Here is a 16395-nt window from a genome sequence, read left to right as displayed (position 1 = left end):
GATGCGTTCAGCTTGGCATAATTCGCATTCAGTTCCTTGAGACCGCCGTCAAGCTGCGCCAAACCGGTAACGAGTCCTTCGCCAGTCTGCTTCAGCTGGATATAGTTTGGATCTTCGGCCAGCTCGCTGTGGCTGTCACCCAGATTGCCGATCAGCGTATTCATGCCGGCAAGCCCCTGCTGAATTTGCGGAATCTGTCCGGATACCTGTTCATAACCGCCTGCGAGCGAAGTGTATCCTTTGGACAGCTCGGTGAGTCCTTGGTTGATTTTGGACGTATTGGTGCTGACGGTGTTCATGCCGGCTTCAAGCTTCGCGATGCCCTTGCTGAGCTCCGATGCACCGCTTGCTCCCTGCTGTATGCCGCCGGACACCTGCGAGATCGCATCCGTAATTTGATCGTAGCCCTGCTTGACCTGTCCCGTACCCGACACCAGCTGATTGGCGCTGGAGAAGTCAGGCGTCGTCAGCTTATCGCCGATCTGGTCCAGGCCGTCCTTGATCTGGTCCACGCCTTTTTTGGACGCCGAAATGCCGTCCGTCACCGTTTCCGTCTGGCTGCTTATATAGAAGTCCTCCACAGGCTCCGACTGCGGCTGGGTTACGCTTGATACCGACTTGACCCCGTCGATGCCTTTTAACTTCTCGGTGAGCTTATCGATGACCCCAAGTGTGTCGTTATTGTCCATCGTCTTGTCGTCTTCGATGACGACAGTCGTCGGCAGCGCCTGGCCGCGGCTGAAATGATCAGCGACGATGCTGAAGCCTTTGGTCGACGGATAGCCGTCCCCCAGCTCCTTCAGCTGGTCGAAGGACAGCTTCTGGCCGCTGGTCAGCAGCACCGGAATCATCAGAATGACGATGATGACCGTCACGATGACCGGATGCTTAACGGAAACTGCCGTCAGCTTCGCCAGGAAGGTGCTTTCCTTGTGGCCCGCCACCTTTTCGACGGCCAGAACAGCTTCGGTCCGAGCGTCTTCATCAGGAACGGTGTCAGCGTTAGAATTTCAAGCACCAAGATCACTGTGCCGATCGCAACCACATTGGCCGATTTATAGATGCCGAAATCCGAGAAGCTGAGTCCCGCAAAGGCAATAAAGACGGTAAGAATGCTGTATACGATCGTTTTGCCCGCCGTTCTGTAGGAAGCGACGATGGCTTCATCGACGGATTTGCCATGCGACAACTCCTCTTTAAAACGGTTGAACAGCAGAATGTTATAATCCGTCCCGATTCCGAACAGGATGAGTACCAGCAGCATCTGGGTCACGCTGGTGACCGGGAAGTTCATTTTATCGATAATCTGCGCCGCAATCCCCATCGAGCAGAGATAGGATATCCCTACGGCAAGGAGAGACACAAACGGGATCACGATCGACCGAAACATGACGATGAGCACGACGAGAATAAAAATAACGGTCAGCGCCGCGCTTTTCTCCACTCCTGCCGTGGACGCCTTGATATAGTCGTTTTGGATAAAATCCTCGCCGCTCAGGTAGTATGTCGCTTTGACATACTTCAGCGCCTGATTGAACTGATCCGTGATTTCTTCCATATCCCGCCCGTTCTTGTCCAGGCTGAAGCTGACCATCACGGTCGTGCCGTCCTCCGAAATCAGCTGAGATTTGGCTTCAGGCATCGAGAACGGGTCCAGGACTTCAGTGATGCCAAGCTCAGACTGCTTCGCCTTCATGTTCATCACGCCGCTCTCGATGCTCTTCATATCCTCATCGGTCAGCTTGTTTTCTTCGTGGAACACCACGATGTCGCTGGTCCCGCTCTGGCCGGTCATTTTATTGAGCAGCGCCCCCGCAACCTTGGAAGGGCTGTCTTCGGCGAGGGGATCCTGGCCTCTCTGCTGGAGAATGGCGTTCACGTTGGGCTGGAACACGGTCAGCAGGACCGTCGCCACCAGCCATAACACCAGAATCGCCCAGCGCCACTTGATGATTTGCCGCATGTTGTTGATATTCCTCCTTCAACTTCCTTAGTAAACAAGCGTTCATTTTTGAGCGAAAAAAAGGGAATCCCTTGGATTCATCCCTTTTTCTTATTCCAATGATCGGTGCCAAAGTAGTACAGATATACCAGCTGGTTCACCAGCCGTTTGACCGTTTCCCCGTCTTCATGATCGCGCAGAATCAGACATACGCCTTCCACCACGGTTCCGCCCAGCATCTGGGCCGTCTGTTTCTCTTCCAGCGTCAGCTCGCTGGTCTCATCCTTACCGAAGCGGAACATGCTCTCCAGAATCGATACGACCAAAGCGCATATACTTGCCTTCACGCCGGCGTATTTGGAACCAGTGCTGCGGTTGAGCAAAATCATCAGCTCGGCGCTGGATTCCTCGAACAGATCGAGAATAATACTCTCGACCATCTGAAGGCAGTCGCTCGCCTCCGTCCCTTTGGCGAAGTTCTGGTCCACTTCCTCCTTAATGACCAGGATGTTGGCGATGCATCGCTCATAGACCGGCCCGACCAGCGCTTCGAACAGCTCCTCTTTATTTTTAAAATAACGGTAGATATTCCCGGTGGTCATGCCGGCGGAGGCGGAAATACGGCGCATGGAGGCATCGGCGTAGTCGTGCTGCTTGAATTCGGCCAGTGCGGCGTTCAAAATACTTTGGCGGACGTCATCTTTGAGAATTTGCATAAATAAACACCCGTTTACTGATAGATTAATGAGTTTATTATAGCGGCTCCATCGCCTGCTGGCAAACGGTTGTGGTCGGTCTACTTATGTATCGAAGTGACTTTCGGTCGGGCTGCCCTTCCACCCTTAGTGATGTGCCACCTCGATCAGATAAGTAGCAGCACCTGCCCGTATTCCTGCCCTTCGGCTCCGCATCCTCGGCTAGACCGCCCGCTCCTCGATCTCAAAGCCGAGATCCTCGATCATCGCATGGTCCGCAAGCACGTCCTGCCCTTCGGTCGTCAAGTAGTCGCCCACGAACACCGAGTTGGCTGCGTAGAGCGCGAGCGGCTGCAGAGAACGGAGGTTCAGCTCCCGGCCGCCAGCCACTCGGATCTCCTTGGAAGGGCACACGAGGCGGAACAAAGCCAGCACCTTCAGCGCCTTCAGCGCGGGCGTACGTCCGGCCTGCTCTAAAGGCGTCCCCGGAATCGCGTTCAAAAAGTTAATCGGGATCGAATCGGCGTCCAGTTCCCGCAAGGCGTAGGCCATGCCGACGATATCCTCGTCGCTTTCGCCCATGCCGATAATGACCCCGGAGCAGGGGGACAAACCGGAGGCTTTGGCCTTCTGCACTGTGTCCACCCGGTCGTCATAGGTGTGCGTTGTGGTAATGCGGCTATAATTCGCTTGGCTCGTGTTGAGGTTGTGGTTATACCGATGCACCCCTGCCTCAGCCAGTTTCTCGGCCTGCCCGTCCTTTAGCAGCCCAAGGCAGGCACAAATTTTAAGCGGCATCGTCTCCCGGATTTCCTGAACCGCCTCCACTACTTGATCCAGCTCCCTCGGCGTCGGGCCCCGGCCGGAGGCCACGATGCAGTATGTACCCGCTTTACGCGCAAGAGCCTCCCGGGCTCCGGCAAGCACCGTCTCTTTATCCAGTAGGCTGTACTTCTCGATCGGCGCCGTAGATACGATGGATTGGGAGCAGTAGCCGCAGTCCTCGGGACACAGCCCGCTCTTGGCGTTTAAGATCATGTTAAGCTTCACCTTCAGGCCGTAGTAATGCTTTCTTACCGTAAAAGCAGCCTGCATCAGTCCCAGAATCTCATCGTTCGGTGCGTTTAATACGGCCAGTCCCTCTTCCATGGTAAGCCGCTGCCCATTCAGCGCCTTGTCGGCCAACGCCTGCCAGTCCTGCCGTACCGGGCTTCTCAGAACCATGTCCTTCTGCATAGGTTATCATCCCTTCGAGCTGTTATATTTTCGGTATTCGTTAAGTCGTTACATCGGTCTATTTGCTACTCGTTAATTGTCAACCAAAATATCGGTATGTTGGTTGACAATTAATTTACCGCTATTCTAGCAGATCCATCATCCGCTGTAAATGCGCGAAAAAGGTAATCCACTGTCTCTGATTTTGCATCTCCCCTGCAGGTGACTCTACCGCACCTACCAAAGGCAGCCGCGAGACGCTGTTGTTCTCCAAGCGGCACCGGTTCCCGAAGGGATACCTTTCACGAATGGCGCAAAAAGGCAGAGAGCCTTAGCTCCCTGCCTTTTTTGACACACAGATGATCCAGATTACCGCAGATGGTACCGGTTGGATGGTAAAGAACACCGGGGACGAGGGGCAGCGCCCGAATATCCTAACGCGTTCCTTATCCGTCTACTTTAATATGATATTCCTTTTTCAAGTACTGATGAATCCGTTTGAAGTCTTCCTGGTTCAGGTCGTGCAGGTGCTTGCCCTGCTTCAGCTCCCTGCCCAAAATAATGCCGATTGTCTGCGCCGCCAGGGCGGTGTTCGGCATGATGCGTGCACTGCCGTAGGCCTCGATGGCTGCCCCGATATTTTTGCCGATCACCAGGACGTTGTTATAGCCCTTCAGCTCAAAAGAGCGCAGCGGAATGCCGTAGCGGTCCGGCTGCCCGAGATGGATGCCCTTCGGCACCGTCCGGGTTCCCTGCAAATCCAGCGCATAACCGCCGATGCTGACGTTGTCCCAGAACATCCGGCTGTTCATGACGTCCGAGAAGGTCAAAATATAATCCGTTTCGAACCGGTTATAGTCACGGATATACAAATAATCCGGAAAGCCGTTCAGCTCGGCCCGGTCGAATCCCGGGATGTTCTTCCTCAAAAATTGCAGGATGAACGGAGCCTCTGCCTGTGCTTTATCCAGGGCGGTCTGCACCGACTTCGGATCGGAAGGATTGACGTCGAAGATCAGAAGGGAGTTCATAATGGCTTCGCCGCCCTTCTGATAAGAGGTGTTCATTCCTCTCAGCAGCAGCTGCGGATCGCGCGGCTTGTATTTGAGCGTGATGTTGCTGAACCCGGTGGCAAAATCCCAATCGACATACGTATTTCCGCCGTACTTATCCCGGACGTTGGTCAACGGGTAGTCGTCCAGCACGGCCTGGTGGAGCTTGCTCCAGTTCACATGCTTGAACTTCAGCATCATCGTGGCCGCCATGTAGTCGGGATGGCCGACCTTTGAAATGCGCTCCATCCCGGTAATCCGCTTCGCATTGAGCTTGCCGGTCAGGGCATTAAAGTCCGTATTTTCCACCCAATAGCCCGCCTCTACCGTAACGACGCTGCCTTGAGGATCCCGGTACGTCAAGGATTTCAGCAGCTTTTTGCTGCCGCCGGAAGCCGCAGCCGTGACGGACTTGACCGTGATTCCGCTTTGGACCGGAATTCCCTTGATCAGTCGGTTATAGTACCGGTTAAAATCGGCCGTCTTCCGGATCTTCCCGCTGTTGTAGCCGTCAAACAAGGTTTTGATCTCGCCCTGGACCAGGCTCCGCTTCTTGGCGTCATGCGGCTCGTCCAGAAACATCATCTGCCCCTGAATCAGCTCGCCGCCCGGCTTGCTCCGCGGATCGAGAATCAGAACGCTGAGCCCCTGCTTTTGCGCTTCCCGGGCCAGCAGCACCCCCTGTATTTCACTGCCGATGACGACGACGTCGTAATACTTGCTCTGTGTGTGCGTGCCCTGCGCTTGCTTGCCCTGCGTTCCCGCTGTGCCCCCCGTCCTTACGGGAGCATCCACCTGAGCCGTCGCGGCCTCATGGAACAGGGATGTCGGCGTCAATGAAATAACCAGCCCTATAAGCAGGAGTGGAACAAGGACGAAATATACGAATTTCCTCTTATTGATCATGAAAAAGCATGCGCCCCTTATCCCTTTGTAATCGTGTCTGGAAAACATCTAATCATGCGGGTGCCACAGCGTCTTGGTTATCAATACCCGTGACGGATATTAGAAGGCAACGTCAGAGCAGGCGAACCTTTCCATAAAAGATGCCCCAAAAACGCTCCCCGTATGTTTGCGGTCATTCCCTCAGTCACCCTCCGCCGGCTTTAGGAAATGCGGCTTAAGTTTACCGGAGCAGCGCCTCCCAGTCCGAACCCGACAAGTCAACCGGAATGTCCTGAAAGCTTTCCTTCAGCACATCGGTATCCTTCAGAAGGTTTCCCGTCAAAATGCAGACCGCCGTCTCATCCTTGGTAATCGTCTTCTCTGCGATCAGCTTCTGCAATCCGGCGAGTGTCGCCGCCGATGCCGGCTCGCATCCGATTCCGCTCCGGTCGATCTGCGCCTTGGCGGCGAGAATTTCCGCATCGGTGACGGAGCAGGTTACGCCGCCGCTCATCTTCAGCACGCTGCGCGCTTTTTTCCAGCTCGGCGGGTTGCCGATGTTCAGTGCCGAGGCCAGCGTATCCGGCCGGGGTTCCGGCGTCAGCACCGGGCTTCCCGAAGCCATCATGCGGTGGAAGGGACTGGCCCCTTCCGCCTGGATCAGTGCGATCCGCGGCACCGACGGGATGAACCCGAGGCTTTTCAAATCAGCCAGCCCTTTGCCAAGTGCAGACACGTTGCTGAGCGCGCCACCGGGAATGATGATCCAGTCCGGCAGACTCCAGCCGAGCGTCTGGGCGATTTCATAAATGATGCTCTTCTGACCCTCAATCCGCAGCGGGTTCACCGAGTTGCAGACGTACAACCCCAACTCCTCGCCCCGCTTCTCCAGGAAGCGGATTCCGTCATCATACGTGCCGTCAAAGCTGAGGACCCGGGCGCCATAAGCCTGAGTCTGCAGCACCTTGTTTGCGGATACCTTCCGATTGGGGACGAATACATACGCCCGGCTCCTTCCCATGGCTGCATACATGGCGAGCGATGAGGAGGTATTGCCCGTCGAGGTGCACGCAAATGCGGAGTACCCGAGAGAACGACCATGCGACACGGCCACGGTCATCCCGTTATCCTTGAATGAGCCGCTCGGATTCTCGCTCTGCGCTTTGAAGTACAGCCCGCGGATTCCCAGCGTTTCGCGAATCGGCTCCGGAGCGTACATTCCGGTGTTGCCTTCATATTTAGTAACAATATATTCGTCCGGAAGTTCCGGAAAAATTAATTCTTTATACCGCCATACGCCGCTGGCATAGACCCCCATCCGTTCGGACAGGCGCTCCTGAAACTGCCGCTTCAGAAGCTCGGCATCGACCAGCGCCAGGTTCTGCTCCACTTCCAGCAGCCCGCCGCACCCGCATCGAACCTGAATCGGCTCCAGGGGATAACTGCTGCCGCAATCCACGCATTTCAGCCTCATTGACAAATTCCTCCTATTTTGACGTTGTGCTTCCTCAAATGGTTGCACCCGCCTGTAATTTAAGCTTAGAATATGCTCTGTTATGGTATAAATCTAATATATTGTTTTTCATAAAACATAAATTTCAATTATGAATAGACCTGGATCTCTAATCCCTATGTAAAGTGCGAGTCCAAAAAGGCCGGTTTTCAGCACCGAGGTTTATGCTTCCGATGTGTGTTTTTTCAAAACACTTGAATTGGATGAAGCAAGGGACTGAGGAGCAGAGCGTACGTAGTGGGTACGTGAGCACCGGAAGGCCCGGCTGAATTCAAGATTCGATGCCGAATCAGCTTCCCGATTTACTTCGTGATCAAAAGCGGACCTTTTGAACAACCTCGTAAAGGAGAATTTCCATGAACCTGCATGCGCTTCGCCTCTTCTACCAAGCCGCTTCCCTCGGAAGCGTAACTCTCGCAGCCGAGGCTCTGCATCTCAGCCAGCCCGCCGTGACGGCCCAAATTAAAAAGCTGGAACGCGAAATCGGCCTCCGCCTGCTGATTCCCCAAGGGCGGGGCGTCATGCTGACAGAGGCCGGCAGACATCTGGCCGCCGAAGCCCGGCGGCTGTTCGAGCTGGAAGGCCATATCGAGGAGACCCTGGAGCAGCTGAAGGCGGGCAGCGCCGGCAAGCTTCACTTGGCGGCCACCTATCTTCCGGCCAACTTCCTGCTCCCCAAGTGGATTGCCCGCTACAAACGCGCTTATCCCGGCGTCGGCGTCGAGCTCAGCACCGCCAATTCCAGCCAGGCCGCCGATCTGCTGCTGCATTACCGCGCGGAGATCGCCTTTATCGGCGGCATCCGGCTGGACCATCCGCTTCTGCTGCGCACCCCTTGGTATGAGGACGAAATGTGCTTTATCGTTCATAAGGGGCATCCTCTGGCCGGCGCCCGGGTCACCCTGGAAGAGATGCTGCAGGAGCCGTTCATCTACCGCGAGGAGGGCAGTTTCGGCAGAGAGCAGCTGATCGCACTATGCTCTGCCCGCCATCTGCCCGCCCCGCCGGTCGGGCTGCAGATGAACGGTCTGAACGAAACGCTGCGGGTCGTGATGGAGGGTTACGGCGCGGCCTTTCTGTCGCTGCTGGAGACCCGCGAACATATCGCGGCAGGCGTCATTTCCCGGGTGGAAGTCGACGGCGTGCATATGACGAATCCGGTCTCCATCTACACCCGGAAGGAGGAGGCCTCTCCCCCCTGCACAGCGGTTCATCGATATGATTTTGGCCAAGTCATAACTTGTCGAAAAGCGTAGTCTTTTTTAGTACAACTATAGGAAGCTTTGTCGAAGAACGGCTGGTGGTGGCGGTAAAGGCTGGAGGTTAGAGTTAAAGGTAGATGAGATGAGATGAGATGAGATGTGATGAGATGTGATGAGATGAGATGTGATGAGATAGAGATAGATAAGATAAGGAAAGGCAAACCGCGGGACATAAAGTCCATACGGCTTGCCGAAGAGGGGACATTATGATGATTTGATGGCAGGGGACTGCGCCGTGCGGTCTCGGATCTGCAGCGCTTCATGAAGCCCGGCCAGTTCATGCTGCAGCACGGGGATGGAGCTGAGCGCTGGGATGTTTGCCGGCTTAGGCGTGAGCTGCCGCTCGGCAGCCTGAGCCATCTGTTCAAAGAACAGGCTGCAGTCCGATGACGCTTCATCCGGTGCGGCATGGCTGTGGGCGTTCCCGGCTGCTGTGATCAGCGCGTAACCGATGTGCTGCACCGCATCCAGCGCAGGCCACCAGGAGCTGGCCTGATTCCGCCGGCCCACCGACTCGGCCAGCGCACCGTCATAAAGCAGGCGCAGCCGGATAAGAGAAGTTTCCAGCTCGTTCGTCCATGTGGTAACCCTACTTGAGGGGGAGGAGGACAGGATGCTCTCCAGCAATTTTCCTTCCATCCGGATGACGCCTGCGAGCGCCCGCGGCAGCTTGCTGGAAGAGGCGCGTCTCCAGAGGAGAAGCATGCCGATGATGCCGATGGCGCTCCCGATCAGAATATCGGTCAACCGGGCCGAGATGAAGAAGCTTACCGCCATATCCGGATGGCTGCTCTCTGCGATCAGCAGCGAGCTCGGCGTGATGAAGATGACGGCCAGGGCGTAATTGCGCAAGTAAATCAGTTCGATAATAAATTGAAGAACAGCCATGATCAATGCGATAAAAATGCCCTCGGGCCGCAGCGACAGAATAAAGGCGCCGAGAAACAGCCCGACGACGGTGCCCGCCGTCCGCTGGATGGCCCGGTGAGCCGTGCCGAGCACCGTCGTACCGAGCATCACCGCCGTGCAAGAAAGCGGCACCCAGTAGGACCGGTTCAAATCCAGCGAGTAGGCGACCGCAGCAGCGACGGCAATCATGATGCCGTACCGAAGCGAGGTATGGAGCAGCGCCGAGTGCGGATTCAGAGCGCCGGATAAGAGACGGCGCAAGGAAAAAGAGGGAGGAAGGGTCACTTCCTCCGCCGTTCCGCGGCCTGCATCTTCCCCCAGGCAGATGGCGGCCGCCTCGTTCAGCAGCCCGGACATGCGCCGGACATGCCCGTTCGGGATGTCCGCAGCCGCCTTGGGCTGCAGCATCTCCTGCTGCGGATGCTGCAAGCGATCCGCAATCGAGAGAAGGGACGCCGCCGTCCCTTCCGGCACCTTCGCCGCCTGGCGGTCCAGCGAGATTTCGACGGCCGCCATAAACATCTCATTGGCCTTCCGGGTCAATGCCATCAGGCGCAGCGTCGGCCCGTAATTCCGGCGCCAGCGCAGCTCCCCGCCGGACACGGCAGCGTCGGCTGCTCGAAGCTGAACGGCCGCCTGGTATCTTTTCTCCGGGTACAAATCGGTTCCGATCGCATCCACAAAGGCGGCCAGGCTCCGGTAAGCCCCGGCGACCGCTTTGGTCTCCGGCCCATGAGGACGAAGCAGCCAACCGCTCATTCCCACCATCCAGGCAAAGGCTCCGCCGGTCAGCACGAGCAAGGTTCGCAGCGGCAGGGCGTGCAGATCGTACGGCAGACTCGTTCCGACCGAGAAGGTCAGAATGAAGAACATGGCTGACGGTCCGGCCATTTGAAATGCGCCGAAGCCGAATACGGCAAGGGCACCGATCAAGCCAAACAGCAGCACCATCAGCCACGGGGTTGCCGCCGAGAGCGACCCAAGACCAAAGGTAAGCGACAGGCCCAGGGCCACACAGGCCAGCTTGATCGCCCGCTGCCGGTACGTTTCGCTGCCCACGTACAGAAAAGCAAAGCCCCCGATTGAGGCGCACAGCCCGTAATCAAGATGTCCGGTCAGCGCGCCAACCAGCGTAGGCACACCTGCCGCAACGGCCGAGCCGATCCCCCGGAACCACTGCAGCGGCATCCGCCGGATGCGGAACGCGTCCCGGACGGTTCCGGGAGCCGGGCCCTTGTGAACCGCTCGTACCCCCGGATAAGTATGCATCGTATTCAATTCGCATCATCTCTTTCTCTTAGATTCCATATTTATTCGCACCCATTCAATGCGGTACGTTCTACCTTTTCATCTGTACCGTTTCATCACTGCTCAGCCTCATATTCATCAACGAACGGACCGCTCGCTCCGATATTCCGGTTGATTCGCTTCAGCATCTCGCTGAACAGGGCCAGCTCCGCCTCGGGAATGCCGGCGAGCACCTCCCGTGATATAGATCAAGAACGACCGCCGGTCCTCTTCATTTCGGCTGCGGCGCACGAGATGTTTACGTTCCAGGATGTCCAGAATCTTCGTCAGGTTCGCCTGGTCTTTATCGGCAATCCATGCAAGATCCTTCTGCGTAATGCCGTCCTGCTCACTGAGCCGCTTAATGACCGTCCATTGTTCCGGGGTAATATCGTCATCCTTTAAATGTAACGCCATGTACCGGTTCAGCGCGCGGCTGGTTCTGGAAACAAATTGTCCGTACAGATCCTCGTAGTCTCCCTTGTTCACGGCCGGATCGTCCCTTCTCTTGAGCATGTTCTTCTTTTCACTTTACAGCCAAAAATGTTTTTTGTAAATAATATTTGTAAACACATAATTAACATACAAACTATTTATCCAATCCCATCCCTTCCCCTACATCATGCGCAGTACAGGTGTAAGGGGATACATCCGGTTTTCAAAAAAATGTACGCCATACGCCAAAAAGCAGCCACTCTACCCGAATGACTGCCATGCTATGTAGTTCTATTCTCTTTCCAGTTGGTTCAAAATTAGCCTGGCCGCCCCGATCGCTCCTGCCTGGTTGCCGAGCTGTGCCGGGCGGACATCGATCCCCGGACTTAAGCTGGAGAGACATTCATCAAGCAGCGGCCACCAGATTTCCCGTGAATCGGTCAAGCCTCCGCCAATGACGATCACACCGGGGTTGAGGCCGATATGAATATTGTGCAGCAGCACACCTAAATTTCGGACGTATTCGTTGACAACCTTCACAACAGCCGGAAGCCCTCGCTTAAAGTCCCCCAGCACCTCAACCCCTGACGGATAGGATACGCCTGCAGCCTCAGCCGCAAGGGAAACCAGCGCCGTCCCAGACAGATATTGCTCCACGCAGCCCCGCTGGCCACAGTTGCATGGCCGGCCCCCGGGTATGAGAATGGTATGTCCCCATTCTCCGCCGTTCCAGCCAGCCCCCCTGAACAGTTCAGTGCCCACCATGTTCGCCCCGCCTACGCCAGTGCCCAGGGTAAGCATGGTGATGTCGGGAATCCCCTTGCCCGCTCCCAACCAGGCCTCTCCGACGAGGGCCGTGTTGGCGTCGTTATCGACAAAGACCGGCCGCCCGTATGCCTGCTCAAGGATCGCCTTCAGCTCCGTTCCCTGCCAGCCCGGCAAATTGTCGGTCGCATACACAATCCTTCCGGTGTGAACGTCGACCCGGCCGGCGGTGCCGATACCGATACCGGTCACATCCCCGTTTCTTTCCAGCAGCTCACGCAGAAGCGAATGCATGTTGGCCATAATCCGGTCTTTCCCCTGCTTCGCATCGGTCGCGATTTTACCGAGGTCGAGCACCTGTCCGCTCCTATCGAGCACCATGCCCTTGATGGAAGTTCCGCCAATATCCAGGCCAATTGCTTTCATGTATCGCACATCCCTTCGATCCTGCTCAGATGCTTCCATTATAGCAATGACTAGATATTTTCTCCATAAATAAATTCATAAAAGGAGAAATACTTCACTTACTACAATCGTACCTGCACCCCCTCAACAGTACCGCTTGAAATGGATGTTCTCATATTTCATTCTCAGCCGGTCCCGGAGCGCAATCAGCTCGTCTTCAGGCATGGGTTCCAGCTTCTCCCTCGTATAATCCAGCCCATGCTCCTCCGCTATATCCAATATCCCCCGAATATATAGTTCCCGGTAATCTTTCATCCCCGGCCCGCCTCCTTTGAAGTTTATCCCCTACTTCATACACTACCCCTCTGTTCTGTGATCAAACAGCAACCTCTGCAGCCTGTACCTGGTCGCGTATAACTGTACCGCGATTGGATAGAATACCCACGAGGTGTGATTTATGGACATATTTGCAAAAATTAAGCATTTTTTTGTGGCTGGAGAACAAGAGCAAACCACTGTCAAAGAGCCGGAAAAAAATGAGCATCCTTCGCTTGAGCACACGATCCGTCAGTTCGAAAACTCGATGGATTTTATCCACCGAACCTACCCGCATTGCAAAGTGGATGTCATCTATTTGGCTTTTCTCGTCGGCAATGACCAACTGCTGCAGGAAATCATCCAGCCCTTTACCGATGCGGACGAAGAACAAGTCAAAACCGTCCTTAGCCGTTCCCAATATGTCGTCGTCGTAGACAGCAAAGAGTGCATCAACGGCATTCTAAACGGCAAGGCAGCTGTTTTCTTCCGAGGCAGCACTTATTTGGTCGATATCGCCAAACCGGCCGGCCGCAGCATTGAACAATCCGAGACCGAAACGGTCATCTCCGGTCCCCATGACGGCTTCGTGGAGAATATTGGACAGAACCTCGGTGTCCTGCGCCAAAGGCTGAAGAGCTCCCATTTAAAGTTCATTAAGCTGGAGGTCGGGGAAGTCGCCAAAAACGTCGTCGTCATCGCTTATATAGAAGGGCTCGCCAATCAGGAAATTGTCGACGAGCTGATCAGGCGGATCCAAAGGATTGAATATAACGCCGTTACCGATTCCAATATGCTGATACAGTTCATCGATGAGAATCCCAACTCCATCTTTCCGCAATTTATGACGACCGAGCGTCCGGATGCAATCGTGTCCAAGCTGGTCGCCGGGCGGGTCGCCGGATTTGTGGATGGCAGTCCATCGGGCTTTACCTGCCCGACCGCCTTCTTCGATTTCTTCTCATCGCCGGACGACTACTACCAGCGATGGCTGATCGGCACCGCCCTGCGCTTTTTGCGGTTGATCGGCTTCCTGATTACGATTTCCTTTACCGCCTTCTACGTATCTGTCACAACCTACCATTATGAAATGATCCCGCACACGATGCTGCTCAACTTGACGGAGTCCCGGGCCAAGGTCCCGTTTCCCCCGCTGCTCGAAGCGCTGCTCATGGAAACGACAATCGAGCTGCTGCGGGAAGCCGGCGCCCGGCTGCCGACGAAGGTCGGACAGACCATCGGCATCGTCGGCGGTATTGTCATCGGTCAGGCTGCAGTTCAGGCCGGGTTTACGAGCAACATCCTGATCATTGCCGTCGCGACATCAGCGATCGCTTCCTTCGTCATCCCGAGTTACATCATGAGTGCATCGATCCGTCTCATCCGGTTCGGACTGATCATCATGGCCGGTATTCTGGGGAACCTTGGTCTGCTAATGGCCATCGGCATGGTTGTGATCCATTTGGCGGGAGTCACGAACATGGGGACCTCTTATCTCACACCCCTGGCCCCAATCAACTTTAAGGACATGCTGGACACTTATATCCGGGGGCCGTTTTGGGCTTTGCGCAGCCGGCCGACGATAGTGAGAACCCCCAACAAGAAAATCAACAAAATGCGGAAATAGCGGCGGTGATGGACTGTGAACGAGAAATTAAGCGCTTTTCATATTGCGACCTTGATCTATATGATCGAGAACAACATCGTCCTGTTCGCCCTGCCGCGGCTGGTAGCGGAGAACATGGGAACCAACGGCTGGGTGGGATATATCTTTCTTGCCTTGGTATCCACCGGCAATATTTTGCTGTATTTGGTCGTCTATCGCATGGGGAAGGGACGGTCCATGTTCGACATTCTGGAGAAATCCCTGTCCAAATGGATTCTCTACCCGGTATATGCAGGATTGGCCGTCTTTTATATCATGATCGCTTCCTTTGTCGGAAAAAACTTCTTTCTGATCTTCCAGATGATTTCGTTCCAGACATCCAATGTAACGTTTATCTTTTTGCTGTTCTGTATTATGGTGTATTTCCTGCTCATCAAGCCTGTTTACAGCATCGGCAAAGCAGCCACGGTGTTTGCATTTATGACTTGGTGGACCTTATTGCTGACGTCCTACCAGGCGCGCGAGTGGAAGCTTGTCCGCCTCACGTCTTATTTTTTTGAGGATCCTGCCGGGGGGCAGGTTCTTCACAATTGGGCCGAGGTGTATACCTCCTTTATTGGCTATGAGCTGTGCATCTTTCTATTCCCTTATGTCAACAAAAAGAGCAAATTGTTCAAGGGGGTTCTGTACGGTCATCTGCTGACTGCACTGGCTCAGGTGATCGTCCTGCTGACGGCGTTTGGCTTCTTCAGCTTTCAGCAGCTTCAATCCCTGCTGTACCCGATCATCGATATGCTGGATTTTATTGAGATGCCGTTTATTAACCGGGTGGAAAACCTGGTGTTTGTCATTTTTGTATTCGGCAATCTGATATCGACCACGATGTTTTCGTTTGCGTCCCTGTCCATGGTCAAGCGGATCTTTCCCAAGACCCGCCCCAAGCGCCTCGAGTTTTTGATCGTGCTCGGGGTATTTATCGTCGGGTTTTATTCCAAGTACTTGTCCCAGTCGGAATATCAGCTCCGGCGTGTGCTTTTCACGGAGATCGGCATTGCCTTCATCTTGCCTGCACTGCTGATCATGGTGCTCCTAATTCAGAAGCTTCGGGAAAGGATGAACGGTCATGAACATTAACAAGCGCCTGCTGATGACGCTGGCTGCCGTGATCCTGCTGCTCACGGGATGCACCGACCAGCATATTATCGAGAGGGCGGGTTTCGTCCGGACGATTGCTTATGATTTATCCGGGGAAGGAGAAAACACCAAATTAAGGGTAACCGTCAGCATCCCGAAGTCCAATCACGAGGATGCGATTGTCTATTCTACCATGGCAGAATCAGGGAAAAAGGCCAAAATGATCTTTGACCGGCAGAACAACCGCCGCTTGGCCAACGGGCAGCTGCGGCAGGTCGTTTTCGGCGAGAGGCTCGCGAGAAGAGGCGTTTGGAGCAACATGGACACGCTGACCCGGGACCCGTCCATCGGCTCGCGCCTGCATATTATCGTGGCGGAATCCGACCCGCATCACATCCTGATCCGCAACGATTATCCCCAGGGCCCCACTGCAGGGGAATATATCGACACGCTGATCCGGACCGAGGCCAAAGCCGGTGAAATTCCCGACACCTCCTTGTATACATTCACCAGAGACTACTATGACGATGGCATTGACCCGGTCGCCACGATCTTAAAGGAAGAGAAAGATTCTCTGTCCATTGACGGCATCGCCCTGTTCAAAAACGATCAGTATGTCGGGAAAATCGACGCGGATGACCGGATGTTCTTCGCCCTGCTCCATCACGGGGTCCGTGCCGGCGATTTAAACGTCGGCATTCAAACGGATCGGAACGCGGAAGAGCAGGCGACGCTGGAGTACCTGTCCAGCAAGCGGAGGATCAAGGTTCTCTCGACCCGGGACATCCGCGAGGGCAGGCCGATTCAGGTCGCCCTCCGTATCAGGCTGTCGGGCTCGCTGCTGGAGTATATCGGAGCACTCGACATGAAGAAGCGGACCGATCAGCGAAAGCTGGAGGCAGAGCTGGAAAAAACCATTAACCGGAAGTGCCAGAAGCTGATCGACCACATGCAGGAGAAAAAATCCGACCCGAT

13 protein-coding genes and 1 pseudogene are annotated in these 16395 nt (G+C 55.1%); 4 read left to right on the top strand and 10 right to left on the bottom strand.

What is annotated here, in order from left to right; all coding sequences use genetic code 11:
- The 6 genes and pseudogenes from CPT76_RS37995 to thrC all read right to left on the bottom strand — a co-directional run.
- Positions 1-944, bottom strand: a pseudogene (locus tag CPT76_RS37995) (MMPL family transporter); the annotation flags it as partial.
- Positions 905-1963, bottom strand: coding sequence for an MMPL family transporter (locus CPT76_RS30180; RefSeq protein WP_105445498.1), 1059 nt, complete (start codon positions 1961-1963; stop codon positions 905-907). The pseudogene CPT76_RS37995 and the gene CPT76_RS30180, both read right to left, overlap by 40 nt.
- 77 nt (positions 1964-2040) lie before the next feature.
- Positions 2041-2658: a TetR/AcrR family transcriptional regulator gene (locus CPT76_RS30175; protein WP_105445497.1), complete on the bottom strand. Its 618-nt coding sequence runs from the start codon at positions 2656-2658 to the stop codon at positions 2041-2043.
- 201 nt (positions 2659-2859) lie between these two features.
- A complete protein-coding gene (gene bioB / locus CPT76_RS30170) occupies positions 2860-3873 on the bottom strand; it encodes a biotin synthase BioB (RefSeq protein ID WP_258168974.1) in 1014 nt (337 codons plus the stop codon).
- A gap of 425 nt (positions 3874-4298) precedes the next feature.
- A complete protein-coding gene (locus CPT76_RS30165) occupies positions 4299-5810 on the bottom strand; it encodes an FAD-dependent oxidoreductase (RefSeq protein ID WP_105445496.1) in 1512 nt (503 codons plus the stop codon).
- A gap of 220 nt (positions 5811-6030) precedes the next feature.
- Entirely contained in the window at positions 6031-7263 is a 1233-nt protein-coding gene (gene thrC, locus CPT76_RS30160) for a threonine synthase (protein ID WP_105445495.1), read from the bottom strand.
- 395 nt (positions 7264-7658) lie between these two features.
- Between thrC and CPT76_RS30155 the strand changes: the two genes are divergently transcribed.
- Positions 7659-8558, top strand: coding sequence for a LysR family transcriptional regulator (locus tag CPT76_RS30155; RefSeq protein WP_105445494.1), 900 nt, complete (start codon positions 7659-7661; stop codon positions 8556-8558).
- Positions 8559-8768: 210 nt separating this feature from the next.
- Here the strand turns inward: CPT76_RS30155 and CPT76_RS30150 are convergent, their stop codons facing one another.
- From CPT76_RS30150 to CPT76_RS37990, 4 genes are all read right to left on the bottom strand, one after another.
- Complete coding sequence (locus CPT76_RS30150) at positions 8769-10742, bottom strand: FUSC family protein (protein ID WP_258168991.1); 1974 nt, start codon at positions 10740-10742, stop codon at positions 8769-8771.
- A gap of 117 nt (positions 10743-10859) precedes the next feature.
- The gene (locus tag CPT76_RS30145) at positions 10860-11276 is read right to left on the bottom strand and encodes a MarR family winged helix-turn-helix transcriptional regulator (protein WP_258168971.1); all 417 of its coding nucleotides are present in this window, start codon (positions 11274-11276) and stop codon (positions 10860-10862) included.
- 210 nt (positions 11277-11486) lie between these two features.
- Positions 11487-12386, bottom strand: coding sequence for an ROK family protein (locus CPT76_RS30140; RefSeq protein WP_181153138.1), 900 nt, complete (start codon positions 12384-12386; stop codon positions 11487-11489).
- Between the two features lie 123 nt (positions 12387-12509).
- Complete coding sequence (locus CPT76_RS37990) at positions 12510-12680, bottom strand: hypothetical protein (RefSeq protein ID WP_181153136.1); 171 nt, start codon at positions 12678-12680, stop codon at positions 12510-12512.
- 142 nt (positions 12681-12822) lie between these two features.
- Here CPT76_RS37990 and CPT76_RS30135 point away from each other — a divergent pair, with 142 nt between their 5' ends.
- From CPT76_RS30135 to CPT76_RS30125, 3 genes are all read left to right on the top strand, one after another.
- On the top strand, positions 12823-14307 hold the full coding sequence (locus CPT76_RS30135) for a spore germination protein (protein ID WP_105445491.1): 1485 nt from the start codon (positions 12823-12825) through the stop codon (positions 14305-14307).
- Between the two features lie 15 nt (positions 14308-14322).
- On the top strand, positions 14323-15420 hold the full coding sequence (locus CPT76_RS30130; RefSeq protein WP_105445490.1) for a GerAB/ArcD/ProY family transporter: 1098 nt from the start codon (positions 14323-14325) through the stop codon (positions 15418-15420).
- Positions 15410-16395 (top strand): Ger(x)C family spore germination protein (locus CPT76_RS30125; protein ID WP_105445489.1); only part of this gene is annotated, 986 nt, incomplete at its 3' end. The genes CPT76_RS30130 and CPT76_RS30125, both read left to right, overlap by 11 nt.

The sequence above is a fragment of the Paenibacillus sp. AR247 genome, from assembly GCF_002968895.1.
Lineage (GTDB): Bacteria > Bacillota > Bacilli > Paenibacillales > Paenibacillaceae > Paenibacillus_AQ > Paenibacillus_AQ favisporus.
This window is presented reverse-complemented; position numbering and strand designations above follow the sequence as displayed.

Coding starts and splice junctions, on each gene's coding strand:
- CPT76_RS30140 (WP_181153138.1), bottom strand. CDS start 12,386: ATGAAAGCAATTGGCCTGGATATTGGCGGAACTTCCATCAAGGGCATG.
- thrC (WP_105445495.1), bottom strand. CDS start 7,263: ATGAGGCTGAAATGCGTGGATTGCGGCAGCAGTTATCCCCTGGAGCCG.
- CPT76_RS30180 (WP_105445498.1), bottom strand. CDS start 1,963: ATGCGGCAAATCATCAAGTGGCGCTGGGCGATTCTGGTGTTATGGCTG.
- CPT76_RS30150 (WP_258168991.1), bottom strand. CDS start 10,742: ATGCATACTTATCCGGGGGTACGAGCGGTTCACAAGGGCCCGGCTCCC.
- bioB (WP_258168974.1), bottom strand. CDS start 3,873: ATGCAGAAGGACATGGTTCTGAGAAGCCCGGTACGGCAGGACTGGCAG.
- CPT76_RS30145 (WP_258168971.1), bottom strand. CDS start 11,276: ATGCTCAAGAGAAGGGACGATCCGGCCGTGAACAAGGGAGACTACGAG.
- CPT76_RS30175 (WP_105445497.1), bottom strand. CDS start 2,658: ATGCAAATTCTCAAAGATGACGTCCGCCAAAGTATTTTGAACGCCGCA.
- CPT76_RS30155 (WP_105445494.1), top strand. CDS start 7,659: ATGAACCTGCATGCGCTTCGCCTCTTCTACCAAGCCGCTTCCCTCGGA.
- CPT76_RS30165 (WP_105445496.1), bottom strand. CDS start 5,810: ATGATCAATAAGAGGAAATTCGTATATTTCGTCCTTGTTCCACTCCTG.
- CPT76_RS30135 (WP_105445491.1), top strand. CDS start 12,823: ATGGACATATTTGCAAAAATTAAGCATTTTTTTGTGGCTGGAGAACAA.
- CPT76_RS37990 (WP_181153136.1), bottom strand. CDS start 12,680: ATGAAAGATTACCGGGAACTATATATTCGGGGGATATTGGATATAGCG.